At 65.7% G+C, this 25,493-nt stretch carries 24 protein-coding genes and 1 pseudogene; 20 read left to right on the forward strand and 5 right to left on the reverse strand.

Annotated elements, in window-relative coordinates; all coding sequences use genetic code 11:
• Nucleotides 1-4: 4 nt before the first annotated feature.
• Nucleotides 5-796, reverse strand: coding sequence for an exodeoxyribonuclease III (xth, locus tag ACQR0U_RS26045; RefSeq protein ID WP_434843738.1), 792 nt, complete (start codon nucleotides 794-796; stop codon nucleotides 5-7).
• 72 nt (nucleotides 797-868) lie between these two features.
• Between xth and ACQR0U_RS26050 the strand changes: the two are divergent.
• Nucleotides 869-1,117 (forward strand): annotated as a pseudogene (locus ACQR0U_RS26050) (aldo/keto reductase); the annotation flags it as partial.
• A 431-nt stretch (nucleotides 1,118-1,548) separates the two neighbouring features.
• On the opposite strand, the gene ACQR0U_RS26055 reads toward ACQR0U_RS26050, so the two are convergent.
• Together ACQR0U_RS26055 and styA are read right to left on the reverse strand one after the other, a co-directional pair.
• Nucleotides 1,549-2,076 (reverse strand): flavin reductase family protein, encoded by a 528-nt coding sequence (locus ACQR0U_RS26055; protein ID WP_434843737.1) that lies wholly within the window; start codon nucleotides 2,074-2,076, stop codon nucleotides 1,549-1,551.
• Nucleotides 2,077-2,099: 23 nt separating this feature from the next.
• Entirely contained in the window at nucleotides 2,100-3,347 is a 1,248-nt protein-coding gene (gene styA, locus ACQR0U_RS26060) for a styrene monooxygenase subunit StyA (protein ID WP_316188273.1), read from the reverse strand.
• A gap of 95 nt (nucleotides 3,348-3,442) precedes the next feature.
• Between styA and ACQR0U_RS26065 the strand changes: the two genes are divergently transcribed.
• From ACQR0U_RS26065 to ACQR0U_RS26085, 5 genes are all read left to right on the forward strand, one after another.
• Nucleotides 3,443-4,348, forward strand: a complete 906-nt coding sequence (locus tag ACQR0U_RS26065; protein WP_434843736.1) for a LysR family transcriptional regulator — start codon at nucleotides 3,443-3,445, stop codon at nucleotides 4,346-4,348.
• Nucleotides 4,349-4,648: 300 nt separating this feature from the next.
• Nucleotides 4,649-4,930, forward strand: coding sequence for a hypothetical protein (locus tag ACQR0U_RS26070; protein ID WP_316186118.1), 282 nt, complete (start codon nucleotides 4,649-4,651; stop codon nucleotides 4,928-4,930).
• Between the two features lie 147 nt (nucleotides 4,931-5,077).
• A complete protein-coding gene (locus tag ACQR0U_RS26075) occupies nucleotides 5,078-5,737 on the forward strand; it encodes a hypothetical protein (RefSeq protein ID WP_434843735.1) in 660 nt (219 codons plus the stop codon).
• Between the two features lie 206 nt (nucleotides 5,738-5,943).
• Entirely contained in the window at nucleotides 5,944-6,684 is a 741-nt protein-coding gene (locus ACQR0U_RS26080) for a metallophosphoesterase family protein (protein WP_316186120.1), read from the forward strand.
• A gap of 762 nt (nucleotides 6,685-7,446) precedes the next feature.
• The gene (locus ACQR0U_RS26085; RefSeq protein WP_434843734.1) at nucleotides 7,447-9,762 is read left to right on the forward strand and encodes an ATP-binding protein; all 2,316 of its coding nucleotides are present in this window, start codon (nucleotides 7,447-7,449) and stop codon (nucleotides 9,760-9,762) included.
• Between the two features lie 18 nt (nucleotides 9,763-9,780).
• Here ACQR0U_RS26085 and erpA read toward each other — a convergent pair whose 3' ends face one another.
• Complete coding sequence (gene erpA, locus ACQR0U_RS26090) at nucleotides 9,781-10,122, reverse strand: iron-sulfur cluster insertion protein ErpA (protein ID WP_434843733.1); 342 nt, start codon at nucleotides 10,120-10,122, stop codon at nucleotides 9,781-9,783.
• A gap of 111 nt (nucleotides 10,123-10,233) precedes the next feature.
• Between erpA and ACQR0U_RS26095 the strand changes: the two genes are divergently transcribed.
• The 12 genes from ACQR0U_RS26095 (at nucleotide 10,234) to surE (ending at nucleotide 22,620) form a co-directional block, all read left to right on the forward strand.
• On the forward strand, nucleotides 10,234-11,400 hold the full coding sequence (locus ACQR0U_RS26095; protein WP_315827520.1) for a deoxyguanosinetriphosphate triphosphohydrolase: 1,167 nt from the start codon (nucleotides 10,234-10,236) through the stop codon (nucleotides 11,398-11,400).
• A gap of 8 nt (nucleotides 11,401-11,408) precedes the next feature.
• Nucleotides 11,409-13,205: an arginine--tRNA ligase gene (gene argS, locus ACQR0U_RS26100; RefSeq protein WP_434843732.1), complete on the forward strand. Its 1,797-nt coding sequence runs from the start codon at nucleotides 11,409-11,411 to the stop codon at nucleotides 13,203-13,205.
• A gap of 95 nt (nucleotides 13,206-13,300) precedes the next feature.
• The gene (locus ACQR0U_RS26105; protein WP_434843731.1) at nucleotides 13,301-14,851 is read left to right on the forward strand and encodes an SPOR domain-containing protein; all 1,551 of its coding nucleotides are present in this window, start codon (nucleotides 13,301-13,303) and stop codon (nucleotides 14,849-14,851) included.
• 42 nt (nucleotides 14,852-14,893) lie between these two features.
• Entirely contained in the window at nucleotides 14,894-15,922 is a 1,029-nt protein-coding gene (nagZ, locus tag ACQR0U_RS26110) for a beta-N-acetylhexosaminidase (RefSeq protein WP_434843730.1), read from the forward strand.
• Nucleotides 15,919-16,758 carry a segregation and condensation protein A gene (locus tag ACQR0U_RS26115; RefSeq protein WP_315711705.1) on the forward strand — a complete coding sequence of 280 codons (840 nt, stop codon included), beginning with the start codon at nucleotides 15,919-15,921 and terminating at the stop codon, nucleotides 16,756-16,758. Before nagZ ends, ACQR0U_RS26115 begins: the two co-directional genes overlap by 4 nt.
• A gap of 19 nt (nucleotides 16,759-16,777) precedes the next feature.
• Complete coding sequence (gene scpB / locus ACQR0U_RS26120; protein ID WP_434843729.1) at nucleotides 16,778-17,875, forward strand: SMC-Scp complex subunit ScpB; 1,098 nt, start codon at nucleotides 16,778-16,780, stop codon at nucleotides 17,873-17,875.
• Nucleotides 17,876-18,151: 276 nt separating this feature from the next.
• On the forward strand, nucleotides 18,152-18,385 hold the full coding sequence (locus tag ACQR0U_RS26125; RefSeq protein WP_006614346.1) for a twin-arginine translocase TatA/TatE family subunit: 234 nt from the start codon (nucleotides 18,152-18,154) through the stop codon (nucleotides 18,383-18,385).
• A gap of 112 nt (nucleotides 18,386-18,497) precedes the next feature.
• Nucleotides 18,498-19,025 carry a Sec-independent protein translocase protein TatB gene (gene tatB / locus ACQR0U_RS26130; RefSeq protein ID WP_315827525.1) on the forward strand — a complete coding sequence of 176 codons (528 nt, stop codon included), beginning with the start codon at nucleotides 18,498-18,500 and terminating at the stop codon, nucleotides 19,023-19,025.
• On the forward strand, nucleotides 19,022-19,837 hold the full coding sequence (tatC, locus tag ACQR0U_RS26135; protein ID WP_315827526.1) for a twin-arginine translocase subunit TatC: 816 nt from the start codon (nucleotides 19,022-19,024) through the stop codon (nucleotides 19,835-19,837). The genes tatB and tatC overlap by 4 nt, the downstream gene beginning before the upstream one ends.
• Before the next feature lie 126 nt (nucleotides 19,838-19,963).
• Complete coding sequence (serS, locus tag ACQR0U_RS26140) at nucleotides 19,964-21,295, forward strand: serine--tRNA ligase (RefSeq protein WP_315751008.1); 1,332 nt, start codon at nucleotides 19,964-19,966, stop codon at nucleotides 21,293-21,295.
• A 102-nt stretch (nucleotides 21,296-21,397) separates the two neighbouring features.
• Nucleotides 21,398-21,757, forward strand: coding sequence for a hypothetical protein (locus tag ACQR0U_RS26145; RefSeq protein ID WP_315751010.1), 360 nt, complete (start codon nucleotides 21,398-21,400; stop codon nucleotides 21,755-21,757).
• A 95-nt stretch (nucleotides 21,758-21,852) separates the two neighbouring features.
• The gene (gene surE / locus ACQR0U_RS26150) at nucleotides 21,853-22,620 is read left to right on the forward strand and encodes a 5'/3'-nucleotidase SurE (protein WP_434843728.1); all 768 of its coding nucleotides are present in this window, start codon (nucleotides 21,853-21,855) and stop codon (nucleotides 22,618-22,620) included.
• Between the two features lie 8 nt (nucleotides 22,621-22,628).
• Here surE and ACQR0U_RS26155 read toward each other — a convergent pair whose 3' ends face one another.
• The gene (locus ACQR0U_RS26155; RefSeq protein WP_315711720.1) at nucleotides 22,629-23,012 is read right to left on the reverse strand and encodes a response regulator; all 384 of its coding nucleotides are present in this window, start codon (nucleotides 23,010-23,012) and stop codon (nucleotides 22,629-22,631) included.
• A 267-nt stretch (nucleotides 23,013-23,279) separates the two neighbouring features.
• Between ACQR0U_RS26155 and ACQR0U_RS26160 the strand changes: the two genes are divergently transcribed.
• Together ACQR0U_RS26160 and ACQR0U_RS26165 are read left to right on the forward strand one after the other, a co-directional pair.
• Nucleotides 23,280-23,927, forward strand: a complete 648-nt coding sequence (locus tag ACQR0U_RS26160; protein WP_315712607.1) for a protein-L-isoaspartate(D-aspartate) O-methyltransferase — start codon at nucleotides 23,280-23,282, stop codon at nucleotides 23,925-23,927.
• 107 nt (nucleotides 23,928-24,034) lie between these two features.
• The gene (locus ACQR0U_RS26165) at nucleotides 24,035-25,489 is read left to right on the forward strand and encodes a LysM peptidoglycan-binding domain-containing M23 family metallopeptidase (RefSeq protein ID WP_315711721.1); all 1,455 of its coding nucleotides are present in this window, start codon (nucleotides 24,035-24,037) and stop codon (nucleotides 25,487-25,489) included.
• The last annotated feature ends 4 nt before the right edge of the window (nucleotides 25,490-25,493 follow it).

The raw sequence follows: 25,493 nt of genomic DNA on the forward strand, positions 1-25,493 counted from the left end.
CGAGTTACGCGGTCTCGAGATCGAAATCGGCCCACACCGGCACGTGATCCGACGGCTTCTCCCAGGCCCTGACATAGCTGTCGATGCCGACCTCGACCAGCCGGTCGCTGGCCTGCGGCGACAACAGCAGGTGATCGATCCGGATCCCCGCGTTCTTCTGCCAGGCGCCGGCCTGATAGTCCCAGAACGTGTACTGCCCCGGCGCGTCGGTGACGGCGCGCAGCGCGTCGGTGAGCCCGAGGCCGAGCAGCGACTGGAAGCTCTCGCGCGTCTCCGGGCGGAACAGCGCGTCCTCGACCCAGGCCTCGGGGTTGGAGACGTCGGCGGCGGCGGGGATCACGTTGAAGTCACCTGCGAGGATCAGCGGCTCCTCGGTCTTCAGCCGCTCACGCGCGTAGTCACGAAGCCGCGACATCCATTTGAGCTTGTAGGGATATTTTTCCGTGTTCGGCGGGTTGCCGTTGGGCAGGTAGAGGCAGGCGATGCGCACCACCCCGCTCTTGAGGCTGACCACGCCCTCGAGGAACCGCGCATGCACGTCCTCGGCATCGCCGTCGAGCCCGGACTTGGTTTCGTCGAACGGCAGCTTCGACAACAGCGCGACGCCGTTGAAGGTCTTCTGGCCGTGCGTCACCACGTTGTAGCCGAGCGCCTCGATCTCCAGCCGCGGGAATGCGTCGTCCGTGCACTTGATCTCCTGCAGGCAGACGATGTCCGGGGAGCAGTCCTTGAGCCAGGTCAGGAGGTGATCGATCCGCTGCCGGACCGAATTGACGTTCCAAGTGGCGATACGCATTGGCTTGAGGTTCCCGGGGGGAAGGAGAAACGGCCCCGGTTAGATCAAGCCGCGACCACTCCGGTCAAGGCGGATGGCGTGGGAATCACAGGCGGGCGCAACATTCCACGGGTGGCGCTGAACTGGCTGCTGCGGCGCCCGACGGTCGCGACCATCATCGTCGGCGCCCGCGACGAGAGCCAGCTGATCGAGAATATCGGCGCGGTCGGCTGGAGCCTGACGGCGGAGCAGGTGGCCACGCTCGACGCCGCGAGCGACACGCCGGCGGCCTATCCGGTCCGGCATCAGCGCGGCTTCCCGATGCTGAACGAGCGTCGCTAGTCCAGCACGAGCGGAACTGCTGTGGATCATCAGCCTCAGGCCTCGTACCTGCAGTGCCGATCCATTTGACGACGACGCCGGACGGGACGTAAAATTAGGTTCGATCGTCACGTGGCCGCGCTTCGGTCATTCTGGAGCCGCCACAACGGGGGGCATCGACCCCGGACTGATCGGCGGTTGAGCCTCACGACTGTGCCGGACCCGCAGTCTTCAATGTGACGATGTTTGGCTCACTAAGTCGTCCCGGCGGACCGCATCAGATTTTCGTTGAAGAGAGAACCTCTCGCTCCTCACCCTGAGGAGCCCGCCGCGGGCGGGCGTCTCGAAGGGCGAGGCCAACGCTGCGGCCTCATGGTTCGAGACGGCGCTGCGCGCCTCCTCACCATGAGGGTAAGCAGCGGCGGCTTGAAGGACACTGGCCGCCCGCGCGATCAGATCGTCCACCCCTCCGCCGGATACGCCAGCCCATCGCTTGGCAATATCTCCGCGCCCAGCCCATTGCGAAACCGGCTGGCGTAGAATGCCAGCGGCAGGCCGTCCTGGTGGCGGCACCAGCGGACCTCGCCGATGAACAGCGTGTGGTCGGCGATTTCGACCGTGCTCACGACCTCGCAGCCGAATTGCGCGATGGCCGCCGGCAGCAGGAAGAAGCCGTCACGCGCCTCCAAGGCAGGCGCGCCCTGTGCGAGGGCCGCGCCGGCGAAATGCCGGCCGATCGCGACATCATCGGCCGCGAGCACATTCACCGCATAGCGGCCGGACGCGCTCACCGCCTGCCAGGTGCGGCCGCGCTTGAGCGAGACCAGCACCGTCGGCGGCTGCGTCGAGACCGTGGTGAAACTGTTGGCGGTCATGCCGACCGGCGCGCCGTCGCCATCGTTGCTGGTGACGACGGTCACGCCGGTGGAGAACCGCGACGCGGCTGCGCGAAAACCCGCGGCATCGGGATGATGGCTCATCGGCCGCTCTCCGTCATCACGCGTCACGCCGCGAGCCGCGTCCGCTCGTCGATCCAGGCATGAATGCGCCGCTCGCTCGCCAGCCGGTCCCACTGCCGCTCCGGATAGTTGAAATTGTCGGTGAACTCGTCGCAGAGCCCGCGATCCTGCGCCATGGTGAAGATCAGCCGGCCCATCGCCTCCGACGGCGGCTGCAGCATCAGGTTGGTCCAGCGCGCCGCGGCGAGCACGCGGTTCTCGCGCGCGCGATCGACCGTCTCGACGAAGCGGTCGTCGAACGCCACCGCCTCGGTGATCGCCTTGCCGAGTTCAAACGCGGCATAGGAGGCCATGTTGGCACCCTGGCCCATCATCGGATCGACCACGGAGTGCACGTCGCCGAGCGCAATCGCGATCTTGCCGTCGTCGAAGCTGACCGAGGAGCGCCGCACGGTCGGCACCACGGCGCCCTGCAAGAGGTCCAGCGGCTGCAGATCGAAGCGGTGCGTGTCGATCCGGTTGTAGGTGTGCGGATGGTGCTTCTCCAGCTTGTCGAGCAGCGTCTGCCGGAAGGCCGAGGGATCGGCGTCGTAGTTGAGCGACACCAGCTCGGCCATGTCACCGCCGGGAATGTTCTCCATCAGCAGCGCCGTCTTCATGCCGCCGAAGGTGAGCGTCGGAATCACGATCATCTCGCCATGGCCCGGAGAGACCGACAGCGTCACGCCGCGCGGATCGTCGCCCTCGGGGCTGCCGTGGTCGACGCCGTCATAGAGGCCGACGCAGAGCAGGCGCTGCGGCTGGTTGTAGGGCGACAGCTCCGGCCGGTGGCTGAACATCCGCCCCAGCGCGCCCTTGCCGGTCGATACCACCAGCAGGTCGAAGCGCGCCACCAGCGCCGGAATGTCGTCGTCCTGAATGCTGGCATATTCGATCGCGCCGCCGCGGTCCTCGAAATCCTTCATCAGCGCCGGCAGGTAGATCCGGTAGTCGACCGCGCGGCTCGGCTGCTTGAAGGCCCCGCGAAAGAGCAGGGGGCTGCCGGGGAAATTGAAGAAGTGATCGTGGTGGTGATAGACGAATTCGGGGCTGTCCCAGTGGTTCACGCCGAGCTCGTTCTCGCGCGCCACGGTGATGCCGTGATGGGCCACCGTGTTCATCAACCGCGTTGCAGCATACTGTTCCGGCTCGCGGTCGGTCAGAACCGTGGCCTGGATGCCTTGCTTCTGCAGATACAGCGCCAGGTGCAGCCCGCCGATGCCGGCCCCGACGATGCCAATCGACTTCTCCATGGTCTCCCTCCGTTTGATTTTTTGAGAGGCTAGACCGGCCTGCCTCCTGACGTATACGGAATGACGAGAATAAAACTCATTCCGGGGAGGAATGGATGGACCGGATCGACGCGCTGCAGACCTTCATCCGCGTCATGGAGGCCGGCAGCTTCACCCAGGCCGCGGCCGATCTGGGCCTGGGACAGCCGGCGATCACCAAGCGCATCGCGCTCTTGGAGGAGCAGTTCGGCTGTCGCCTGTTCGTCCGCACCACGCGCAAGCTGCGGCCGACCGCCGAGGCCGATCGCGTCCTCAAGCTCGCCAAGGACATCGTCACCTTGTTCGAGAGCGCGGGCATGCCGTCGCCGAAGCGCGTCGGCGCGCCGTCGGGCACCTTGCGGATGACGGTGCCGACCTCGTTCGGCCGCCATTTCTTCAGCGACGTCTTCGCCGAATATGGCCGCCGTTATCCCGAGGTGCGGCTCGACATCCGCTTCACCGAGCAGTTCGTCGATCTCGTCGAAACCGGCACCGAGCTCGCGATCCGCATCGGAGTGCTCCCATCGAGCTCGCTGGTCGCGCGTCGCGTCGGCACGGTCAAGCGGCTGTTGGTCGCCGCGCCGTCGCTGCTCGCGCGACATCACCAGCCGCGGCTGCCGAACGATCTGCGCCAACTGCCCTGCGTGACCTATTCGCGGCTGTCGCCGAAGAACGAATGGAGCTTTGAATCCGAAACCGGCCGCCACGTCGTGGCCATCACCCCGTCGCTGACCTGCGACGACGCCGACATCATGGCATCAGCAGCGCTCGAAGGCCTGGGCGCTGCCGTGCTGCCGGACTGGTGCGCCGTGGAGCACATCGCGACAGGAAACCTGGTCCACCTGCTGCCCGACTACGACGTGCCGTCGCTGCCGCTGCACGTCGTCTATCCCGATCCGCAATGGATGTCGCACCGGGCGCGATTGTTTCGTGACCTCATCATCGAGCGTGCGGACGTATTCGCGATCGGTGCGGCGCAGTGAGGCACTCCGAGCAGATATTGAACGCATGACCGCAGCGCGAGCGATGCGCATGACTGCGCCTTCGCTCCTTGCGGGAGAGGGCATGTCGGACACTGCGACAAGCTCGGTTGGGTGGAGGGGTATGTCTCCCCATGCGTCGATCGCGGAGACATACCCCTCGCCCAAATGAGTGCGTCGAGAGGCCGGTGCAGCCCTCTCCCGCAAGGGGAGAGGGCGCTGTATCTCACAGCGCAACACTGGAGTATCTTCGTAAACGGTTCCAAGGTATGAAGCCCACCACAACCGCCGGAAGAGAACGACATGACCGAAGGCGAAAAGAAAATCCTGTCTGCGTTGGCATCCATGGTGATGCAATATCTGCCGCAATATGATGACGACGTGGACAGCCTTGCGATGTCGGCCGGCCAAGATGCCATCGAGGCGCTTGCGGCGTTCGGACTGATGGATGTGATCAATACCCGTTTCGGGCGATGGACGGCGGAAGGCAAGATCTTCCTGCGAGACATTGGACATCAGGAACGTCAGCCGGTCGATCCTACCAGCGGAGTGAGGCTCGTTGCAGTTTTGAAGCCGCCAATCTAGCAAACTGCACACAGCTGCGCTGCGCCCCGCAAACTCTCGTTAACGCTGACTACGAACATCGCCGGCGCTCTGATTGACGCGACGACGGCTCTGCCTGCAATCTCCGCGCGATTGCAAAAACACTCGTATTTCAGGGGCAGGGGATCGATGGAGACGGCCGCAAAGCCAGGCATTCCGCTGTGGTTCAAGCTTGCCTATAGCGCCTTCTGCGCGGTGCTGGTGCCGACCTATCTGATGGCCTATGGCCCGACCAACTTCCTGTATTTCTGCGACGTTGCGCTGCTGACCACGCTCGCCGCGGTCTGGCTGGAGAGTCCGCTGCTGGCCTCGGCGCCAGCGGTGGGAATCCTGCTGCCGCAGGCGCTGTGGGTGGTCGACTTCCTCGGCACCGCCGCAGGCCTGCCGATCACGGGCATGACGGCCTACATGTTCGACGCCAAGCTGCCGCTGTTCACCCGCAGCCTGTCGTTCTTCCATTTCTGGCTGCCCTTCGTGCTGGCGTGGCTGGTGTGGCGGCTCGGCTATGACCGTCGCGCCTTCGCGGTGTGGACGGCTGGCGCCTGGGCGCTGCTGTCGGTGTGCTACTTCCTGATGCCGCCGCCACCCGCGACCAGTGACCTGCCGGTCAACATCAACTACGTCTACGGCCTCAGCGACGCCGTGGCGCAGAGCTTCATGCCAGGACCGGCGTGGTTCGGGATGCTCCTGATCGGCCTGCCACTCGTGATCTTCTATCCGACGCACCGATTGCTGCTGCGTTATGCAGGCCGCGCGCCGGTGTTGACGGTTGTTCCTGTAAGGTTGTGATCCGCGCGTTTCTTTGAGGATCGTCGGCACGCGCCGCCCGCTGGCGTCGCTTCGGACACCGGCCTATCCGCCGTCATTGCGAGCGAAGCGAAGCAATCCAGAGTCCCACGCGCGGCCCTGGATTGCTTCGCTTCGCTCGCAATGACGAAGATGCTAAGACTTTGCCTTGAACGGACCGATCGAACCGCGTGACGAAGGAGACGACGATGCGGCTGGCAGTGATTTCCGATGTGCATGGCAATCTGCCGGCGCTGGAGGCGGTGCTCGCGGACATCGAGACACGCGGTGTCGATGCCACCGTCAATCTCGGCGACTGCGTGACCAGCCCGTTGTGGCCGCGCGAGACATTCGACTTGCTGCAGTCGCTGGAGTTGCCGACGGTGCGTGGCAATCATGATCGCTGGATCGAGGAGTTTCCGGAAGAGAAGCTCTCTCCCGCCGGCCGCTTCGCTCGCGCGGCGCTGACCGCCGAGCAGCGCCGGGTGTTGCACGCGCTTCCGCGATGGCTCGCGCTGGAGCAGGGCATCCTCGCTGTGCATGGCACGCCAGACGATGACTGCGCCCTCCTGCTCGAAGAGATGCTGGACGATGGCCGCTACGTCCCGGCGCGCCGCGACGTGCTCATCTCACGTCTCACCAACATCGGCGGTGCCACGCTGGTCCTGTGCGGCCACAGCCATCGGCAGGCGGTGGTGCAGGTGCCCCGTGGGCCGCTGGTGATCAACCCCGGCAGCGTCGGCTGCCCGGTGTTCGGCGACATCCCGATCGCAGCCCAGCTCGAACATCGCTCGCCGCACGCGCGCTACGCGGTTCTGACCGAGCGACGCGGACATTGGCAGGCCGAGCTGCTGGCGCTGACCTATGACTGGGATCACGCGGCGGCGCGTGCCGCCGAAAACGGTTTTCCGCATTGGGCCAGTGCCTACGCCTCCGGCGCGGTGCTGTGAGGGATCAGCGAACAACGACGTGGTGATTGTGATCCGGCGTGCACGTCGGGCAAATCGATCCACCGCATGACCCATGTTGGCGATGCCAATGGGCGCAGCCGGCGTCGAATAGGCGTGCGCCGAGAGATTAATTTCATGAGCGCCTTCAAGCTGATTTGCCCTGTCCAGTCCCGGTGCGAAAAATATCGTTGTTTCGCTTTTACAGAATTCATGCTCCTATGTCGCCGTCCCACCCCGGCACGAGGGGCGTATCGCGATCGTCACGACACGCGGGGTGGGATGCGATGGGCGTCGTGGGCCGCAGCATGGCGTGATGCCGTGCGGACGAACGGCACATGGCGCACGCCGAAATCGCATGGTCCTGGTCTCCCGACGCTGAGGCCACGCCGGTGGTGACGATGATCCGCCGGTCACGGGGGCAAGACAGCCCGGTCCCCGGGGAGAATGCGTATAAGGCGTAGAGCCGTCGTGCAGGGAATGCCGGTTGACCGGCTGGACCTGTGGTGACTGCCGCCTGCTTTCTTTCTGCAGGCGGGCCATGGGTTGCGGCCAGCACCCGGCATTCCCTGCGCCCTCGACCTGAACGAGGGGAAAACGGACGATCATGACTCGGGCACATCGTGCCGCGGGAACGATGAGTTGCATCCGGCGCTGCCAGCGCGCGCATTCGGAGGTTCCGTAATTCTACGGGCGGAACAATTAACGCGGCTGAAGCAGCCGATCAGGCATGGCAAGGGATCACAACGAAGGTTCTGCGCGCTCATGAAATGGCCTGGGGATCCCACGCGCTCGAAGCGAACGGCCGGCGGCAGCCCGCTGGGGGCCTTCTTCATTTGGATTGGCGGCTTCGGCGCCATCGAAGGTCTCGACGACGAAGCGCTGACCGAGCGCGATCGCCGGCGCATCCGGGCGCGGCAGGTCGATGCCGTCGCGCGCCTCGTCCCCGTGACCATCGGCATCAACTTCGCCAACGCGGCGATCATTCTTGGCGTGTTCTGGAACACCGTCTCCAATCTCTTTCTCTTCGCGTGGGGCGCTGCGATCGCGGTGGCCGGCGGCATGGCGCTGCGCGGCTGGTGGCGCGCGCGCAAGTCACGGCCGCAGGAGGCGTCCGAGCGCGCCATCTCCCGGATGACGTTGCAGGCGTTCTTCTTGGCGACCATCTGGGGATCGCTGCCGCTGATCGTGATGCCGCAGGTCGATCCGCATCTGCAGATCATCGTCGGCTCGCTGATGACCGGGATGATCTCGGGTGGCGCCTTCGCGATGTCGAGCGTGCCGCGGGCTGGTCTCGCCTACACCTGGACCCTGATGCTCGCCTCGGTGGGCTCGCTGTTTCTTTGCGGCGGCACGACCTATCTCGTGCTCGTCGTGTTCCTGCTGCTCTACACCTCGTTCATGGTGCGGCACCTGGTGTCGCACGGCAACGTGTTCCTGGAGAACCTGAAGGCGCAGATCCGGCACGAGCGCCAGAACGAGACGATCTCGCTGCTCCTGAAGGAATTCCAGGAGAACGCCGCGAGCTGGCTGTGGCAGACCGATGCCGAGGGCCGTCTGATCGACGCGCCGCAGCGCTTCGCCGACGTGGCCCAGCTTCCGCTCGATCAGCTCAAGGGCGAGCGGCTGATCGATACGCTGAAATATCTCTGCCCGACCGATACGGCGACGCTCAAGACGTTGGCCGATCGCATGGCGCAGCGGCTGTCGATCCCGGAAATTCTGATCCATGTCGTGGTGGCTGGCGGCGAGCGCCGCCGTTGGGCGCTGACGGCGCGGCCGGCGCGGGACCATGAGGGCAAGTTCGCAGGCTATCGCGGCTTCGGCCGCGACGTCACCGAGCGCTGGCGGGCCGAGCAGGCGGAAGCTGAAAGCCGTGCCAAATCCGACTTCCTGGCAATGATGAGCCACGAGATCCGCACCCCGATGAACGGCGTGCTCGGGCTCGCCTCGACCTTGCTGGAGACGAAGCTCGACGACGAGCAGCGTCACGCGGTCATGACGATCCGCGAGTCCGGCGACAACCTGCAGCGCATCCTCAACGACATCCTCGATTTGTCCAAGCTCAACGCCGGCAAGCTCGAATTCGAGACGGTGGATTTCTCGCCGGCGGCGCTGGTCGAGGCGGTCACCGCCATCATGGGCGTCAACGCGAAATCGAAGAGCCTGCTGGTCAAAGCGGACATCGATCCGAAGCTGCCGCCGGCGCTCAAGGGCGACGTGGCGCGCATTCGTCAGGTGCTGATCAACCTCGCCTCCAACGCGGTGAAGTTCACCGAGCAGGGGGGCATCACCATCGCCGTGGCCTGCCGCACGCGCGACGACCACAGGGCGACGATCGAGTGGCGCGTCTCCGACACCGGCATCGGCATTCCCGCCGATCGGGTCGGCAAGCTGTTCACGGATTTCGCCCAGGCCGATGCCTCGATCAACCGCCGCTTCGGCGGCACCGGGCTCGGGCTGGCGATCTCCCGGCGGATCATCGAGCAGATGGGCGGCGTCATCGCGGTGTCGTCGGTGCAGGGCGAAGGCTCGACCTTCCGCTTCAGCCTGACCTTGCCGTGGAGCGACAAGCAGGTGTCCGATCAGCGCGGCGACCGGGTCGGCGCCGGCGACCTCAAGGCACGGATCGAGGCGCTCGGCCGTCCCTTGCGCGTGCTGATCGCCGAGGACGACGCCACCAACCGCATGGTTGTGTCGAAGATGCTGCAGGAGTTCCCGGTCGACAAATGCATCGTTCCGGATGGCCTGCAGGCGGTGAAGGCGGCCGACGAACAGGAGTTCGACCTCGTGCTGATGGACGTTCGCATGCCGGAGATGGACGGCATCGCCGCGACCCGGGCCATCCGGGCCAAGGGTGGACGGCTCGCCGAGCTGCCGATCATCGCGCTGACCGCGAACGCCTTCCCGGACGACATCAAGCAATGCCGCGAGGCCGGCATGACCGACTTTCTGGCCAAGCCGTTGCGCAAGCCGGCCATGGTGGCGGCAATGCTGAAGGCGATCGGAACGCCCGCGCCAAACGTCGAGGCGCCGGCGCTTGCGCCGTCCGATGTCCCGGCGGCGACGGCGGAGGCCTGAGCCGACAACGAGGGGGCGCTAGACCGAGAAGCTGGTGCCGCAGCCGCAGGAGGCGGTGGCGTTGGGATTATTGATCCGGAACGAGGCGCCCATCAGGTCGTCGACGAAATCGACCTCCGAGCCGGCGAGGAACGGCACCGAGGCCGGATCGACCAGCACGACCGCGCGATCGCGCTCGATGACGAGATCGTCGTCGGCCTTGGCGCGGTCGATGTCGAACTTGTACTGGAAGCCGGAGCAGCCGCCGCCTTCGACCGAGATGCGCAGCATCGCGCCGGCGCTCTCCTTGCCGAGGATCTCTCCGATGCGGCGGGCGGCGCGTTCGCTGATGGTGACGGGGCCGGTCGAGGCATCAGTCATGGCAGGAGGTCTCCGAGGTAGCGCGTCATGCCCTATTCATTTGGTGCCGGGCGCTCCCCATAGTTAAGTGGGCTCCGCCGAGGAATCAAACCGCAAAAGGAACAATCGCCCGTGTCGGTCGGAATGGCTGCCCCCCGCGCTCCCTATTCCTGCGATCCCGATCGCAGCCGGGGCCGCCTGTTCGCCGAGCCGCCGTCCCGGACCCGCAGCGCGTTCCGTAGGGATTGCGACCGTGTCATCCATTCGACCGCCTTCCGCCGGCTGAAGCACAAGACCCAGGTGTTCGTCTTCCACGAAGGCGACCACTACCGCACCCGCCTGACCCATTCTTTGGAAGTGGCCCAGATCGCCCGCGCGCTGGCCCGGCAGTTCGGCCTCGACGAGGACCTGACGGAGACGCTGGCCTTGGCGCATGATCTCGGCCATCCGCCGTTCGGCCATGCCGGCGAGCGCGCGCTGAACCGCTGCATGGCGGACCATGGCGGCTTCGACCACAATGCCCAGACATTGCGCATCGTCACGTCGTTCGAGCAGCGCTACCCGGATTTCGACGGACTCAACCTGACCTGGGAATCGCTCGAGGGCATCGTCAAGCACAACGGGCCGTTGCAGGAGCCGATCCCGCCGGGAATCGCCGAGTTCAATACCCGGTTCGACCTGGAGCTGTGGAGCTACGCCTCGCTCGAGGCCCAGGTCGCGGCGCTCGCGGACGACATCGCCTATGACGCCCACGACATCGACGACGGGCTGCGGGCCGGCCTGTTCACGGTCGACGACCTCAAGGAGATTCCGCTGCTGGCCGCGATGATCGCCGAGATCGACCGCCAATATCCGGCGCTCGATCCGATCCGGCGCGGCGCCGAGCTGGTGCGCGAGCTGATCTCCTACCTGATCGCAGCCGTAGCGGCCGAGGCCGAGCGCCGGATCGCGCGGGCGCAGCCGATGTCGCCTCACGACATCAGGCGGCATAGCGGGCCGCTGGTGGCGTTTCCGGCCGATGTCGCCGAGCACGAGGCGACGATCAAGGGGTTCCTCTGGCAGCGGATGTACCGCCATGAGCGGGTGATGCGGGTGATGCGCGACGCCGAGCGCATCGTCGCCGACCTGTACGGCCGCTACCATGAGGACGGTTCGGCGCTGCCCGCTGGCTGGCTGGACGGTTGCGACGGCGAGGGCGATCGGGCTCGCCGCATCGGCCATTTTATCGCCGGAATGACGGACCGTTTCGCCTTAACCGAGCACCACCGGCTTTTTGACTCGACTCCGGATTTGCGTTAGGCGGCGGCATGGTCGAACAAGCTTCCACGCCTTACCTTTTTGCCGACATGCTCGCGCGTGTCCACGCCGTCTGCGCCATCATCGCCAAGCAGGGCGGCTGGCCCGAAGGCATCGATCTTTCGCGCGTGGTCGTCGAGCCGCCGCGCGATCCGAGCCATGGCGACATGGCCACCAATGCCGCGATGGTGCTCGCCAAGGAGGCGAAGGCCAAGCCGCGCGAACTCGCCGATGTGATCGCCGAGCGGCTGCGTGCCGACGCTCTCGTGGCGAAGGTCGATGTCGCGGGGCCCGGCTTCATCAACCTGACCCTACAGCCGGCAGTCTGGGCGCAAGCGCTCGGCACGATCCTGCGCGAAGGCGCCGCCTACGGCCGCGTTGCGCCGGTGCCCGGCGCGCCGAAGGTGAACGTCGAGTACGTGTCGGCCAATCCGACCGGGCCGATGCATGTCGGGCACTGCCGCGGCGCGGTGTTCGGCGATGCGCTATGCAGCCTGCTGCAGTTCGCCGGCCGCGATGTCACGCGCGAGTACTACATCAACGACGCCGGCGCGCAGGTCGACGTACTCGCGCGCTCCGCCTTCCTCAGATATCGCGAGGCGCTCGGCGAGGACATCGGCGCCATTCCGGAAGGGCTCTATCCCGGCGACTATCTCAAGCCGGTCGGGCAGGCGCTCGCGGCCGAGCACGGCGACAAGCTCAAGGCGCTCGCTGAGACCGAGTGGCTGCCGATCGTGCGCGACAAGGCGATCGCGATGATGATGGCCGAGATCAAGGATGATCTCGCCGCGCTCAACATCCGTCATGACGTGTTCTTTTCGGAACGCTCGCTGATTGCAGGCAGCACCAACAAGGTTGCCGACACGATCGAGTTCCTGCGCGAGCGGGGCGACGTGTATGAAGGCCGTCTGCCGCCGCCCAAGGGCGCGCCGGTGGAGGATTGGGAGGATCGCGAGCAGCTTCTGTTCCGCGCCACGGCCTATGGCGACGACGTTGATCGGCCGCTGATCAAGTCGGACGGCAGCTACACCTATTTCGCCTCCGACATTGCCAACCACCGGCACAAGTTCGAGCGCGGCTTCGCCGACCTGATCGACGTGTTCGGCGCCGATCACGGCGGCTACATCAAGCGCATGCAGGCGGCGGTGAAAGCGGTGACGGCCGGACAGGCCGTGCTCGACGTCAAGGTCGTGCAGCTCGTCAAGCTGTTGCGCAATGGCGAGCCGGTGAAGATGTCGAAGCGCTCCGGCGACTTCGTCACCTTGCGGGAAGTTGTTGATGAAGTGGGGCGCGATGCGGTCCGTTTCATGATGCTCTACCGCAAGAACGACGCCGTGCTCGATTTCGACCTCGCCAAGGTCATCGAGCAGTCGCGCGACAATCCCGTGTTCTATGTCCAGTATGGCCACGCGCGGGGGCATTCGATCTTTCGCAATGCGCGGGAGAGCCTCCAGGACCTGCCGGAGGACGAGGGGGCGCGGTTAGCGTTCCTCCGCGAGGCCAACCTCGAAAAACTCTCCGACTCGGCCGAACACGACCTCTTGAAACGCCTGGCACTGTACCCACGTACGGTGGAGAGCGCAGCGCTGGCGCATGAGCCGCACCGGATCGCCTTCTACCTGTATGAACTTGCAAGCGAATTTCACGCCCTCTGGACGCGGGGGCGGGATTTGCCCTATTTACGCTTCATTATCGATGATGATGCAGAATTGACCAAGGCACGTTTGGCCATGGTTCAGGGCGTCGTCTCGGTTCTGGCGTCGGGACTTGCGATCTTGGGCGTTAATGCTCCTGATGCAATGCGCTGATTGGGGGAAACACACGACTTCAGTTGGGGGCCTCAATCTGGCAGGGTCCGCCTTAGGACGCATATGCGGCTCACCCGCAGGGACGCTTCATCACGATGGCTGATCGTTACCAGGACAGACCCTTTCCCGCTGATGGTTTTGGCCGTGGTGGAAACCAGCAGGCCGATGCCGATCCGCTCGCCGAACTCGCTCGCCTGATCGGGCAGAACGATCCTTTTGCCGCCTCGGGCCGGGCAACTCCGCAATCTCAACCGCGTCCGATGGCGCGCCCCGCGGCGCCCGCGCCGGAACAGCCGGTTCCCGGCATGCCTCCGGCCGGCGCTCCGGCCTGGATGCAACGTGCCCAGCCTGCCGCCGCCAACCCCTTCGCCGACATCGGCCGCGAGCCGCCGCAGCCCGCGCCTGCACCGCCGGCCTTTCCGGCGGGCTATCAGGATCCGCGCGGCCAGCCGGGTTTCCCGGACCAGGATTTCGCGCCCGCGCCCGCCCCCCGGCAGCAGCCGGGTTATCCGAACGCGGAGTTCGCCGATCAGTTGTCCAAGCTCGACTACAGCGTCGGGGAGTCGCGCCACGGGTTTGCCGAGAATGACCGCGACTACAACCGCGACAACGGCTTCGACGACAACGAGCCGGACTCCTCGCGCTATGACGATGCGCTGTTTGGGCAGATGGGCTCGGGACAGCAGGGGTTTCAGGGCGACAACGATTTCCAGGACGGCCAATACGGCTATCAGGACGGTTACGACGAGGGCGAGGAAGAGGAGCGGCCGCGGCGGCGCAGCGGCATGAGCACCGTGCTCGCGGTGCTGACCCTTGCGGTGGTCGGCACCGGCGGCGCCTACGGCTACAAGACCTACATCTCGTCCGGCCGTACCGGCGAGCCGCCGATCATTCGCGCCGACAACAGTCCGACCAAGATCATGGCCCAGCAGGATCCGACGCCGAAGGTGCCGGATCGTCTGCTCGGCAATGACGGCGGCGAGAAGCTGGTGTCCCGCGAGGAGACGCCGATGGATCTGAACGCCCGCGGCGGCAATCCGCGCGTGGTGTTCCCGCAGATGAACCAGAATGCGGCTCCGCCGCCGGTCAGCGCCGGGGCGGCCCCGATGTCGCAGATGGCCAACGCCAACGGCATTTTGCCCAACAGTGATCCGCGTCCGATCAAGACGCTGTCCGTGACGGGGGGCAATCAGGCTGCTGCGGCCGATCCGCCGATGCCGGCGACGCCTGCAGCCAAGCCGGCGGCGACGCCGAAGGGCCGCAAATCGCCGGCCAACGCCAATGCGTCGGCCGCCAACGACAGCCCGATGCCGCTGACACCGCAGCCGGCCGCACCGGCGCGCATCGCCGCGGCCGTGCCGGTCACCGAGCAGACCCAGACCGATCGTACCGGCGGCTACTTGGTCTCGATCTCGTCGCAGGCCAGCGAGGCGGAGGCGATGTCGTCCTACAAGGCGGTGCAGGACAAGTACGGCGCCGTGCTGGGCAAATATGAGCCGATCATCAAGCGGATGGATCTGGGTGAGAAGGGCGGCGTCAGGTACCGCGCAGCCGTCGGGCCCTTCGCGACGAAGGAAGAGGCCAACAAGATGTGCGGATCGTTGAAAACTGCCGGCGGACAGTGTTTCCCGTTTAGCAACAATTAAGGCCTGCTTGACCGCCCCCGAGGCGGGGTCTATGCGGCCCGCATGACCATGCGGGCTTTCATTACCGGCATCTCCGGGCCTGATCTCACCGACGCCGAGCGCGCGTTCATCGGCGAGTCCAGGCCCTGGGGCTTCATCCTGTTCAAGCGCAACGTCCAGTCACCCGCTCAAGTGACTGCACTGGTTGAGGAATTAAGGGCCTGCGTCGGCCGCGCCGACGCTCCGGTCCTGATCGACCAAGAGGGGGGCCGGGTGCAGCGGCTGGGGCCGCCGCATTGGCCGGCCTATCCCGCCGGCGTGGTGTTCGACCGTCTCTACGATCTTGATTCGGCCGCAGGTCGCCGTGCCGCCTGGCTCAGCGCTCGCCTGATCGCCGACGACCTGGTCGCGCTCGGCATCACCGTGGATTGCCTGCCGCTCGCCGACGTCCCTGTCGCCGGCGCCGATGCCGTGATCGGGGATCGAGCCTATGGCACGACGCCAGAAAAGGTGGCGGCGATCGCCCGGGCGGTGACGGAGGGGCTGGAGCAGGGCGGCGTGCTGCCGGTGCTGAAGCACATTCCAGGGCATGGCCGGGCCACCGCCGACACCCATTTCCGGTTGCCGACCGTGGATGCGCCAGAAGCGGAGCTCGACGCAACCGATTTCGCCGCGTTCAGGCTGCTGGCCGACCTCCCGATGGCGATGACTGCACATGTTGTGTTTAGCGCGATCGACGCCGCCCATCCGGCCACGACTTCTGCGACAATGATCGAACGGGTGATTCGCAAACGGATCGGGTTCCAGGGTTTGTTGATGAGTGATGACGTTTCCATGAACGCGTTGGCCGGATCGATCGCCGAGCGCACGCGTGCGATCGTGGCGGCTGGCTGCGACATGGTTCTGCATTGCAACGGCAAGCTCGACGAGATGCAGGCCGTGGCCGCCGAGACACCTGAGCTTGAAGGGCAGGCTCTGATCCGCGCCGATCGCGCGCTTGCGGCGCGCAAGGCACCCACAGGCTTCGATCGTGACGCCGCGCGCGGCGAGCTCGACGCCTTGATCAACCGGCTGGGATCCGCTAGCGCATGACCGCTGAAATTCTGTCGTTTGAAACCGGCCGTCCCACGACGGAGCTGGCCGAGGCCGAACCGGCGTTGGTCGTCGACGTCGAGGGCTACGAGGGTCCGCTCGACCTGCTGCTCGCGCTGGCGCGGCAGCAGAAGGTCGACCTTGCCAAGATCTCCATCCTGGCGCTCGCCGACCAATATCTCCAGTTCATCGAGGCTGCCCGCAAGATCCGGCTGGAGCTCGCCGCCGACTATCTCGTGATGGCGGCCTGGCTCGCTTTTCTGAAGTCGCGTCTCCTGTTGCCCGAGCCGCCAGCGCAGGAAGGTCCGAGCGCCGAGGAGATGGCCACGGCACTTGCCAACCGGCTGCGCCGGCTGGAGGCGATCCGCGAAGCCGCCAATCGCCTGATGAACCGGCCCCAGTTCCAGCGTGACGTGTTCCCGCGCGGCAACCCGGAGGCCATAGCGGAGGTTCGTCGTCCCAAGTTCACCGCGACCCTGTTCGACCTGCTGTCGGCCTATGCCATCCAGCGGCAGTCGCGCGTCGTCACGTCCGTTCATATGGCCAAGCGCACGGTCTGGTCGCTTGCTGAGGCCCGCGCCACGCTCGAGCGTCTGGTCGGTATGACCGAGGTCTCGGACGATTGGGGATGTCTCGACGACTACCTGCTGGACTACGTCGTCGAGCCTGCACAGAAGGCCACCGTCTTCGCATCGAGCTTTGCGGCCGTCCTCGAGCTGGTTCGCGAAGGCAAGCTCGAGCTGAACCAGAAGCAGGCGTTCGCGCCGCTGTACTTTCGTAAGCGTCCACCGATCCAGCCCGGCGCCATGGCTGCGCCGGACTTGACGGTTGAGTAACGAACAAGGAGACCCTGCCATGGCAAGCTTGGCGGAACTGCGCATGGAAGAGCCCGACGAGATCGCGATCGAGCCTGTAGCGCGCCCCGAAGAGTTGCGCATCCTCGAGGCTCTCCTGTTTGCCTCGGCCGAGCCGCTCGAGCAGGCTGCGCTCGCCAAGCGTATGCCTGAAGGTGTCGACATCAAGGCCGCACTGGCGCAGCTGCAGGCGGAGTACGCCAATCGCGGCGTCAATCTCGTGCGCGTCGCCAACAAGTGGACCTTCCGTACCGCCGGCGACCTCGCCTGGCTGATGACGCGCGAGAGCACCGAGACGCGCAAGCTGTCGCGCGCGGCGATCGAAGTTCTGGCCATCGTTGCCTATCACCAGCCGGTGACGCGTGCCGAGATCGAAGAGATCCGCGGCGTCGTCACCTCCAAGGGAACGCTGGACGTTCTGCTGGAGACCGGCTGGATCAAGCCGCGGGGGCGCCGCAAGACGCCGGGCCGTCCGTTGACCTTCGGAACCACCGATGCGTTCCTGGCTCAGTTCAGCCTGGAGACCCTGGGCGATCTGCCTGGCCTGGAAGAGCTGAAGGGGACCGGCCTGCTGGATTCCCGGCTGCCGACCGGCTTCACCGTCCCGACGCCATCGGACGATCCGACGCTGCGGGAGGACGAGGAGCCGCTGGATCCGGGCGATCTCGACCTGGCGCTTGCGCCGGCGGTGGAGGCCGAGCCTGGCGAGGCCGAAACCGCGGAAGACGAAACCGCCGAGATGGAAACGGTCGCAGCCGACACGGCTGCGGCCGAGGTCGCCGAAGGCCAGATGGCGACCGCTGAGGCCGCCGTTCGGGACGACACCTCGTCGCAGGTCGCCGTTGGCGATCTGGAACTGCCGGGCGCCGATGCGGAAACCGAGATCACCGAGGTGGACTTGGCCGTCGAGCAGATCGAGGTCGGGCCGGACGACGAGGCCGTTATCGAGCTCGTCGAGCTGTCTGCCGACGCTGACGCTCAGGCAGACGACGAGGCAGAGGCAGAGGCCGAGGTTGACGCGGCGGATGACGAGATCGACGCGGCCGATGACGCGCACGACCGCGATACCGACGACGACGGCTCGCCGCACCAAAGCTAGCGGCCGGGGCTGTTAACACTCGCGTTATTACGTAGGTCCGGCCGCGAATTGTCGGACCTTAAGTGCTTGTTTTTGGGGGCGTTGGCGCCTACCTTCCGGCCAGATCGGGCTGTCCGCGGGCGGTTTTCGGCTGATGCGCCGCGTTCGTGTTGATGTTTCGCAATCGAATGCTAGAAGCGAAGTGTCGCGGTCAAGTCCATGGATATGACGCGGTTTCGGCGGTAGCGTCGACGGGCAGTCGGGTGAAGGCTGCGCCGGTGTTTGGAGGGTTGCAGGATGGGTTCGCTTAGCATTTGGCACTGGATCGTCGTGATCGCGGTCGTCCTGCTGTTGTTCGGGCGCGGCAAGATTTCCGATCTGATGGGCGACGTCGCGCAGGGCATCAAGGCGTTCAAGAAGGGCATGCAGGACGACGACAAGGCGCCGGAGAAGACCGAGCCCGTCAAGTCGATCGATCACGGCGCCACGCCTTCGGCCACCCGCACGGATGTCGGCAGCAAAGCCGTTTGATCTGCGCGTGAAAGGCGCCGGCGGCGCGCTCCCGCAGGGACGGCACCGGGACCTGTTCAGACAGGCCCGGATAGGCGGGATCAGAGGCGTCGTCGCGTAGGCGGATTGTTTCATGTTCGATATCGGCTGGAGTGAGCTGCTCGTCATTGGGGTCGTCGCGTTGATCGCGATCGGTCCCAAGGAGCTTCCGGGCGTCCTGCGCATGGTCGGGCAATGGATCGGCAAGGCGCGCCGGATGGCCTCGGAGTTCCAGGGCCAGTTCCAGGAGGCGATGCGCGAAGCGGAGATGGCCGACCTCAAGAAGAGCTTCGATGAGGTCCGCGAGGCGGCCAGCGGTTTCACCCCGACCGGCGTGATCTCCTCGTTGCAGCGCGACGTCGACAAGGCTCTCGATATCGAGGGGATCGACAAGCCCGCCGAGCCGGCGCCCGCATCGGATGTGGCTGCTGCTTCGCTCGAGCCTCCTGTGATGACCCCGACCACCCCCGAACCTCCAGTGGCCGAGACCTTCGCAGAGGCTGAAGTCCATCAATCCGTGGGCGAGCCGCTGGCGATCGTCCGTGAAATCAAACCCGAGCCACAGCCTGAAATGTCTGCGTCAGCAGAAGCTGACCGCCCGAAGGACGCCAAAGCGTCATGACCGTCGAAGATATCGAGGCCAGCAAGGCCCCGTTGATGGACCACTTGATCGAGCTGCGGTCGCGGCTGATCAAGGCGCTGATCGGCTTCGGCGTGGCCTTCATCTTCTGCTTCTTTTTCGCCAAGCAGATCTACAACATCCTGGTGCTGCCGTTCGTCTGGGTCGCAGGTGCCGAGAACAGCAAGTTCATCTACACCCAGCTGCTCGAATATTTCATCACGCAGTTGAAGCTCGCGATGTTCGGCGCTGGTTTCATCTCGTTCCCGATCATCGCGACGCAGATCTACAAGTTCGTGGCGCCGGGGCTGTATCGCCACGAACGCAATGCTTTCCTACCCTACTTGATAGCGACCCCCGTCTTCTTCGTCCTCGGCGCCATGCTGGTCTATTTTGCGGTGTGGCCGATGATCGTGCGCTTCTCACTGGGCATGCAGCAGCTCGGCGGCCCCGAGACGGCGCAAATCGCGCTGATGCCCAAGGTCGGTGAATATCTGTCGCTGATGATGTCGCTGATCTTCGCCTTCGGCATCGCGTTCCAGCTCCCGGTCATCCTGACCCTGCTCGGCCGCATCGGCATCGTCACCTCGCAGATGCTGAAGGAGAAGCGGCGCTATTTCATCGTGATCGCCTTCATCATCGCGGCCGTGCTTACGCCGCCGGACGTGCTCAGCCAGGCCTCGCTGGCGCTGCCGCTGCTGGCGCTCTACGAGGGCGCGATCATCGCGGTCGGCATCGTCGAGAAGCAGGCGGCTGCGGCCAAGTCCGGCTCGTCGTCCGGCTCGGGGAATCTCCCGGCCGACCCTTCCGAATAGAACGGTTGCGCTCGGGGACATCCCAGGGCGTTGCCTGTTCCCATCCGGCGCCATTCGCGGTAGTGCAGGCCGGCCCGCGAGCCCAGGCGACTCGCCGATACTCTTCGTTCCCAGGACCGAACGACCATGCACGACATCAGATCGATCCGTGACAATCCGCAAGGTTTCGATGTGGCGCTGACGCGCCGGGGTCTGGCACCGCTGTCGTCGCATCTGCTCGCCATCGACGAGCGGCGGCGCGCGGCGATCCTGGCCTCCGAGCAGGCCCAGGCCCGGCGCAACGCCGCCTCCAAGGAAATCGGCGAGGCCAAGAAGGCCAAGGATGACGCGCGCGCATCGGCGCTGATGGAGGAGGTCGCCAAGCTCAAGACCACCATGCCGGAGCTGGAGGCAGCCGCGAAGCAGGCGGATGAGGAGCTGGCGCGCGAGCTCTCGGCGATTCCCAATTTGCCGCTCGACGAGGTGCCGGACGGCAAGGACGAGCACGACAATGTCGAGCGCCACATGTTCGGCGCCCGGCGCAACTACGCCTTCGCGCCGAAGCCGCATGATGATCTCGGTGCGGCTCTTGGCACCATGGACTTCGAATCGGCTGCGAAGCTGTCGGGCGCGCGCTTCGTCGTGCTGAAGAGGGGCCTGGCGCGGCTCGAGCGCGCGCTCGGGCAGTTCATGCTCGATCTTCATACCAATGAGCACGGCTACACCGAGATCAATCCGCCGCTGCTGGTACGCAACGACGTCATGTTCGGTACCGGCCAATTGCCGAAATTCGAGGACGACCAGTTCTGGGCCGTGAAGGGCGAGCTGATTGCAGAGCCGGATGATCGCCTCAAGACCGAGCGGCTGGGTCTCATCCCAACTGCCGAGGTGGCCCTGACCAACCTGGTGCGCGAGTCCATCGTCGATGAGAAGGAGTTGCCGATGCGGCTCACGGCGCTGACGCCGTGCTTTCGCGCCGAGGCGGGCGCCGCCGGCCGCGACACCCGCGGCATGATCCGTCAGCATCAGTTCACCAAGGTCGAGCTGGTCTCGATCACGACGCCGGAGACCAGCAAGGACGAGCATGAGCGCATGCTGGCCTGCGCCGAGGAAGTGCTGCGCCGGCTCGATCTGCACTATCGAGTCATCACGCTGTGCACCGGCGACATGGGCTTCTCCTCGCAGAAGACCTACGACATCGAGGTCTGGATGCCCGGGCAGGGCGATGGCGGCGCCTTCCGCGAGATCTCCAGCTGTTCGGTGTGCGGCGACTTCCAGGCGCGCCGCATGGATGCACGCTATCGCGGAAGCGATGGCAAGCCGCGCTTCGTGCACACATTGAACGGTTCGGGCACGGCTGTCGGCCGTGCGCTGATCGCGGTCATGGAGACCTATCAGCAGGCCGACGGCTCGATCGCGATTCCCGACGTGCTGCAGCCTTATATGGGCGGCCTCAAGGTGGTGGCCGCGGAGCCATAGCGTCGCGGCAAATTGCATCCGCTCAGGTCGCCGCCATTGCGTACGCGCCGGCGGGTCGTATCCTCGGTTCTGTTCAGCAATTGCTTTTCAGATACCGGCATCATGGCTCTGCATCGGGATATTTTCTGGATCGGGCGGCAATGGGCCGTCACCGGCTCCGGCATCCAGGCGGTCGATCAGCGCCTGAAGGGAGCATTCGATATCGAATCCTCAAGGGTCTGGGACGAGGGCCTGCACGACTCGCTGCGCGATCAGGCTTGGTTCAACCCCGTCGACTTCGAGAAGGCGTTGAGTGTCGCGCGGGTCCGGTTTGCGGCAGTGCCGCGGACGGAGCCTTCAGCGGTGCCGGCGCCTCCTGTCCAGCAGGCACCCGGCGGATCCGGCACATCCAGCCTACCGTTGAGGCTGGGCACGCGAGGGCAGTTCGCCAGGTTCCTGCCGCAGTGGCGGATCCGGCATTGACCGGGTGGTGCCGCAGCGCGCTCAGGTTTGCCTCGATGCTGCACAGCAGATAAGACACCCCCGAACGATGCTTTCGGAGGGACGGAAGGTTGGCCATGCGGATTCTCTGCACCAATGACGACGGAATCCATGCGCCGGGTCTCAAGGTGATCGAGGAGATCGGACGCGCCCTGTCCGACGACGTCTGGATCGTGGCTCCCGAACTGGACCAGAGCGGCGTGTCCCATTCACTCTCGCTCAATGACCCCCTGCGGCTGCGTGAGGTCGGCCCGCGGCATTTCGCGGTGCGCGGCACGCCGACCGACTGCGTCATCATGGGATCCCGTCATATCCTGGGGGCGAAGCTGCCCGACGTGGTGCTGTCCGGCGTCAACAAGGGCCGCAACGTTGCCGAGGACGTGGTCTATTCGGGCACCATCGCCGGCGCGCTCGAAGGCACCATTCTCGGTCTGCCGTCGTTTGCCCTGTCGCAGGAATTCAGCGTCGCAACGCGTGACAAGCCGTCTTGGGACACCGCGCTCAAATTCGGCCCGCAGATCGTGCGCAAGGTGCTCGAAGCCGGCGTGCCGAGGAATACAGTGATCAACGTCAACTTCCCCGCCTGTGCACCGGAAGAGGTCAGGGGCGTCGTGGTCACCCGCCAGGGCAAGCGCAATCTGGGCTTCTTGAAAGTCGATGAGCGGCGCGACGGCCGCGGCAACCCCTATTTCTGGATCGGCTTCGACCGGGCTGCCTCGCTCGATGTGCCCGACGAGGGGACGGACCTCGCAGCTCTCGCGGCGCGCTACGTATCAGTGACCCCGCTTCGCCTGGATCGCACGGACGAGGCGTTCTCCGGCAAGCTCAGCGACATTCTCTGCTGAAGCGCCTTCTACCCCTGTGGCCCAGCGCCACGCAGGGCATGGTCGATCGCCTTTCCGAGCGTCTCGAGCTGGAATGGCTTCTGCAGGGCCGGCCGGTCGCGATATTCTTCCGGCAACCCCGACGAACCGTAGCCGGTTGCGAAGATGAAAGGACGGTTGCGCGCCTTGATGAGATCGGCCACCGGCGAGATGACCTTGCCGTTGACGTTGACATCGAGAATGGCGACGTCGAAATAGGTGCTCTCGGCCAGCCGCATCGCTTCGCCGATTTCGCCGGCTTCGGCCGCGACGGTGTAGCCGAGCTCTTCCAGCATGTCGGCGACCATCATTCGGATCATGACTTCGTCTTCAACCAAAAACACAGAGCCGCGCGGCGGCCGCGGTGCAGTCATGATGTCAGTCCTTGCCCATACCCGATTTGACGCTCGCAAATAACGGCTTATGGCGCAACGTCAACAATGTCGTCTTTCACGGTCGTGCGGCGTGGGCACGATCGCCCATAAGGTGAACGAACCGGACCCGACTTGGTTCCTTGTGCGGAACGCGGTCCGTCGTCGGGACCATGACGGTGCATCCGGTTGCGACGGGTGTGCGGAAAATCGGTGCGCAACCCTCGCCCGGCAGGTAAATTGCGCACGAGCCCACCAACCGACATCCCGATGCCCCCAGCTGCTCCTCCCGAGAAAATGATGTTTCAGCTGACCCTGCGTCGGCGGGGGATCAGCGATCAGGCGGTGTTGCGCGCGATGGAAGAGGTGCCGCGGGAGGAGTTCGTTCTGCCGGCCGACCGCCCGGAGGCCTATCGCGACAGCGCGATGGCGATCGCCTGTGGGCAGACCATCAGCCAGCCCTTCGTCGTCGCCTACATGACCGAGCAGCTCAAGCTGCAGAAGTCCCATCGTGTACTCGAAATCGGGACGGGGTCAGGATACCAGGCCGCGATTCTGTCCAGGCTGGCCACCAACGTCCTGACGGTGGAGCGCTTCCGGACATTGGCCGACAAGGCCAGGGAGCGGTTGGAGAAGCTCGGCTGCTTCAATGTCGAGGTCATGCTCGGCGATGGCTACGCGCTGCCGCCGGGGGGCGGCCAATTCGACCGCATCATCGTAACGGCGGCGATGGACGAGATTCCCCAGAGCCTGCTCGACCGGCTGGAGCCGGACGGTATCCTGATCGCGCCGGTCGGGCCGCAACACGGGGTGCAGACGCTCGTCAGGAGCACGCGGACGGGTGATCGTTTCGACCGAAAGGAGCTCGTCGACGTGCGATTTGTGCCGGCAATTCCGGGGATTGCGCGCGAACTTTAAACGTGCGGATCAGCAGGCCGCACAACGCTTTATTCGCGGCTTAAGCGCTTATTTACCGCGGCTGTGTTTACTCGAATTCGTTGTTTGTTGCGTACGAGTGAGTAACCATGCCCGCCACTGTCGAGTTGCTTCGCTCGCGCCGCCTGCCGCAAGTTGCGGCGTTGGCGCTGATGTCGTTCGGCGTCGCCGGCTGCAGCGCCGACATGTCGACGCGGCTGTCGCAGACGCAAAATCCGTTTTCAAACCCCTTTGCATCCGATTCCACCGGGTCGGTGCAGGCGCAGCCGCCCCGGCAGCACCAGCAATACAGCCAGTCCTACACGCCGGCTCCCGCGCCGGCGCCTGCCTATTCGTCCTCGGCGCTGCCGCCCCCGGCGGTCGGGGCTCCGCAATCCTATCCGACCGGTGGCGGCGCCGGAGGCATGTCGTCGGGCGGGCGCGGCGTCGCGTCCTATGCGCCACCCGCTGCGGTCCCGGTCGCGGCGCCCGCCGTCGCCGCACCCCCGGCCTATGCACAGCCCGCGCATTCCTATGCTCCGCCGGCCCAGCCGCGCCTCGAGACCACCGGCACCGTGCCGCCGCGTTCGGTCGCGGCCGCGCGTCCTGCCAGTGGCACCAAGATCATCGTCGGCACCAGCGATACGCTCGACATCCTTGCCAAGCGCTACCGCGTGACGCCGGCTGAGATCCTGGCTGCCAACGGCTACAAGGGCCCGCGCGCGTTGTCGCCAGGCCAGCAGCTGATCATTCCGCATCCTGGCGCGGTGGCGGCTGCGCCCGCGGCCCAGCCCGTTGCCGCCGCGCCAATGGTCGCGCCGAAGCCGGTGGCGGCCGTCGCACCGTCCACCGTCCATTTCGTCAACCGCGGCGAGACACTCGCCAGCATCGCCCGCCAGAACCATCTGACGGCGGCTGAGCTCGCCCGCGCCAACAATCTCGATCAGGCTTCGCCGCTCAAGCTCGGGACCAGGCTGACCGTCCCTGGCAGGGCCGTGGCGGCAGCTGCGCCGGTGGCTCCGGTCGCAACCGTTCCCCAGGCGGTTGCGACCGTGCCGGCGCCAGCGCCGACAACGCGGGTCGCGACGGCCGCCGGTCCGGTCCAGACCGCCCGCCTGGCCCAGGCCAATCCGGCGCCCGAGAAGGAGGAGGAGCCGGCACGGCCGGCCGAGACCACCAGCTCGCTGCCGACCTTCCGCTGGCCGGCGCGCGGCAAGGTGATCACCAGCTACGGCGCCAAGACCAACGGCAAGTCCAACGATGGCATCAACATCGCCGTGCCCGAGGGCACCCCGGTGAAGGCGGCCGAAGATGGCGTCGTCGCTTACGCCGGCAATGAATTGAAGGGTTATGGCAATCTGGTCCTGGTGCGGCATTCCAACGGCTATGTCACCGCATATGCCCATGCGAGTGAGCTGATGGTGAAGCGCGGTGATCCGATCAAGCGCGGCCAGGTCATTGCCAAGTCGGGTCAATCGGGAGAAGTCGGATCGCCGCAGCTCCACTTCGAGATCCGCAAGGGATCGTCTCCGGTTGACCCGCTGCAATTCCTCAACGGGGCGTGAGGTC

It is taken from the genome of Bradyrhizobium sp. HKCCYLRH3097 (assembly GCF_051167875.1).
Classification (GTDB): Bacteria; Pseudomonadota; Alphaproteobacteria; order Rhizobiales; family Xanthobacteraceae; genus Bradyrhizobium.

What these genes read in the sequence shown, in the direction of transcription:
- xth (WP_434843738.1), bottom strand. Translation starts at nt 796, where the DNA reads ATGCGTATCGCCACTTGGAACGTCAATTCGGTCCGGCAGCGGATCGAT.
- ACQR0U_RS26055 (WP_434843737.1), bottom strand. Translation starts at nt 2,076, where the DNA reads ATGAGCCATCATCCCGATGCCGCGGGTTTTCGCGCAGCCGCGTCGCGG.
- styA (WP_316188273.1), bottom strand. Translation starts at nt 3,347, where the DNA reads ATGGAGAAGTCGATTGGCATCGTCGGGGCCGGCATCGGCGGGCTGCAC.
- ACQR0U_RS26065 (WP_434843736.1), top strand. Translation starts at nt 3,443, where the DNA reads ATGGACCGGATCGACGCGCTGCAGACCTTCATCCGCGTCATGGAGGCC.
- ACQR0U_RS26070 (WP_316186118.1), top strand. Translation starts at nt 4,649, where the DNA reads ATGACCGAAGGCGAAAAGAAAATCCTGTCTGCGTTGGCATCCATGGTG.
- ACQR0U_RS26075 (WP_434843735.1), top strand. Translation starts at nt 5,078, where the DNA reads ATGGAGACGGCCGCAAAGCCAGGCATTCCGCTGTGGTTCAAGCTTGCC.
- ACQR0U_RS26080 (WP_316186120.1), top strand. Translation starts at nt 5,944, where the DNA reads ATGCGGCTGGCAGTGATTTCCGATGTGCATGGCAATCTGCCGGCGCTG.
- ACQR0U_RS26085 (WP_434843734.1), top strand. Translation starts at nt 7,447, where the DNA reads ATGAAATGGCCTGGGGATCCCACGCGCTCGAAGCGAACGGCCGGCGGC.
- erpA (WP_434843733.1), bottom strand. Translation starts at nt 10,122, where the DNA reads ATGACTGATGCCTCGACCGGCCCCGTCACCATCAGCGAACGCGCCGCC.
- argS (WP_434843732.1), top strand. Translation starts at nt 11,409, where the DNA reads ATGGTCGAACAAGCTTCCACGCCTTACCTTTTTGCCGACATGCTCGCG.
- ACQR0U_RS26105 (WP_434843731.1), top strand. Translation starts at nt 13,301, where the DNA reads ATGGCTGATCGTTACCAGGACAGACCCTTTCCCGCTGATGGTTTTGGC.
- nagZ (WP_434843730.1), top strand. Translation starts at nt 14,894, where the DNA reads ATGACCATGCGGGCTTTCATTACCGGCATCTCCGGGCCTGATCTCACC.
- ACQR0U_RS26115 (WP_315711705.1), top strand. Translation starts at nt 15,919, where the DNA reads ATGACCGCTGAAATTCTGTCGTTTGAAACCGGCCGTCCCACGACGGAG.
- scpB (WP_434843729.1), top strand. Translation starts at nt 16,778, where the DNA reads ATGGCAAGCTTGGCGGAACTGCGCATGGAAGAGCCCGACGAGATCGCG.
- ACQR0U_RS26125 (WP_006614346.1), top strand. Translation starts at nt 18,152, where the DNA reads ATGGGTTCGCTTAGCATTTGGCACTGGATCGTCGTGATCGCGGTCGTC.
- tatB (WP_315827525.1), top strand. Translation starts at nt 18,498, where the DNA reads ATGTTCGATATCGGCTGGAGTGAGCTGCTCGTCATTGGGGTCGTCGCG.
- tatC (WP_315827526.1), top strand. Translation starts at nt 19,022, where the DNA reads ATGACCGTCGAAGATATCGAGGCCAGCAAGGCCCCGTTGATGGACCAC.
- serS (WP_315751008.1), top strand. Translation starts at nt 19,964, where the DNA reads ATGCACGACATCAGATCGATCCGTGACAATCCGCAAGGTTTCGATGTG.
- ACQR0U_RS26145 (WP_315751010.1), top strand. Translation starts at nt 21,398, where the DNA reads ATGGCTCTGCATCGGGATATTTTCTGGATCGGGCGGCAATGGGCCGTC.
- surE (WP_434843728.1), top strand. Translation starts at nt 21,853, where the DNA reads ATGCGGATTCTCTGCACCAATGACGACGGAATCCATGCGCCGGGTCTC.
- ACQR0U_RS26155 (WP_315711720.1), bottom strand. Translation starts at nt 23,012, where the DNA reads ATGACTGCACCGCGGCCGCCGCGCGGCTCTGTGTTTTTGGTTGAAGAC.
- ACQR0U_RS26160 (WP_315712607.1), top strand. Translation starts at nt 23,280, where the DNA reads ATGCCCCCAGCTGCTCCTCCCGAGAAAATGATGTTTCAGCTGACCCTG.
- ACQR0U_RS26165 (WP_315711721.1), top strand. Translation starts at nt 24,035, where the DNA reads ATGCCCGCCACTGTCGAGTTGCTTCGCTCGCGCCGCCTGCCGCAAGTT.